Origin of the sequence: Streptomyces canus (assembly GCF_001514145.1) — a bacterium.
GTDB classification, from domain to species: domain Bacteria; phylum Actinomycetota; class Actinomycetes; order Streptomycetales; family Streptomycetaceae; genus Streptomyces; species Streptomyces canus.
In genome coordinates this window covers 1-1,124 of the sequence record NZ_KQ948723.1, presented here as the reverse complement: position 1 = coordinate 1,124, position 1,124 = coordinate 1, and the positions used below count along the sequence as shown (strand labels likewise).

General features: G+C 66.3%; 1 protein-coding gene. It reads right to left on the bottom strand.

Annotated features, from left to right (window positions below; translation table 11 throughout):
* Nucleotides 1-21: 21 nt before the first annotated feature.
* Nucleotides 22-891 carry an IS5 family transposase gene (locus AQJ46_RS51220; RefSeq protein ID WP_059212223.1) on the bottom strand — a complete coding sequence of 290 codons (870 nt, stop codon included), beginning with the start codon at nt 889-891 and terminating at the stop codon, nt 22-24.
* Nucleotides 892-1,124 lie beyond the last annotated feature (233 nt).

Below are 1,124 nucleotides of genomic sequence, written 5' to 3'. Positions count from 1 at the left end.
AGGTCGTTTTCTCCCGTTGTTTCATCCCGGGATGCGTAGTTGGTCTGGTGATGTCGGGTCGCGCCAGGAGATGGTGGTCTCGCCGGTGAGACGGCGGGTCATGAGGTCGGTCATGGCGAGGTAGATCATGGCTTCGGAGCGGGCAGGGAGGGTCTCGTAGTCTCGCGCCAGGCGGCGGTGCAGCATCAGCCAGCCGTAGGTCCGCTCGACCGTCCACCGTTTCGGGATCGGGGTGAAGCCCCTGGTCCCGGGGGTGCGTTGGACGATTTCCATGTCGATGCCGAGGGTGGCGGCGTGCTCGACGAAATGCCTGCGATAGCCGCCGTCGACCCAGACCTTGCGGATCGAGGTGTGAGTGGTGGCGAGGTGGTCGATCAGTTGGGTGCCGGCCACGGAGTCCTGGACACTGGCCGCGGTGACCAGCACCGCGAGCAGCAGGCCGAGGGTGTCCGTAATGATGCTGCGCTTGCGGCCCACGATCTTCTTGCCCGCGTCGATGCCCTGCGTCCTGGCAGGGACGGAGGCGGAGGTCTTCACGCTCTGGGCGTCGATCACGCAGGCGGACGGCTCGGCGTTCCGTCCCTCTCGCTGTCGCACTAACTCCCTCAGCAGGCCGTTGAGTTGGGCGAAGATGCCGTCGGACTGCCATTTGGCGAAGTAGCCGTAGACCGTGTTCCAGTTCGGGAAGTCGTGAGGCAGGTAGCGCCACTGCACCCCGGTGCGGTCCACGTACAGGATCGCGTTCATGATCTCGCGCAGGTCATGCTCGGGCGGCCGACCGAAGTCCAGGGCCCGGCCGCGACGCTCGAAGCGCCACGCGGACAGGACCGGCTCAATCAACTCCCAGCGGGCATCGGACAGATCACTCGGATACGCACGACGGTCGGCCATGTCCTGGACGTACCGCCGGCCGGGGGCGTGCGCCCAGGCGTGCATCCCGGCCGGCGGAAGCACGGAACGGATCCGGGCCTCCTGGAATGAGACAGGCGCAAGCCGACTCGTGCCCCAGAGGTCACACCATCGACCCCAGGAAGCAAGACCACCCCGGCGGCCCCACCCGCACCGGTTCATCGGCGGGTGCAATAGCGGAGCTATCACCGCACTAGAGATGAAAACGACCTCTA

Bases quoted from the DNA above. Each gene is read 5' to 3' on its own strand.
- AQJ46_RS51220 (WP_059212223.1), bottom strand. From the start codon at position 891: ATGGCCGACCGTCGTGCGTATCCGAGTGATCTGTCCGATGCCCGCTGG.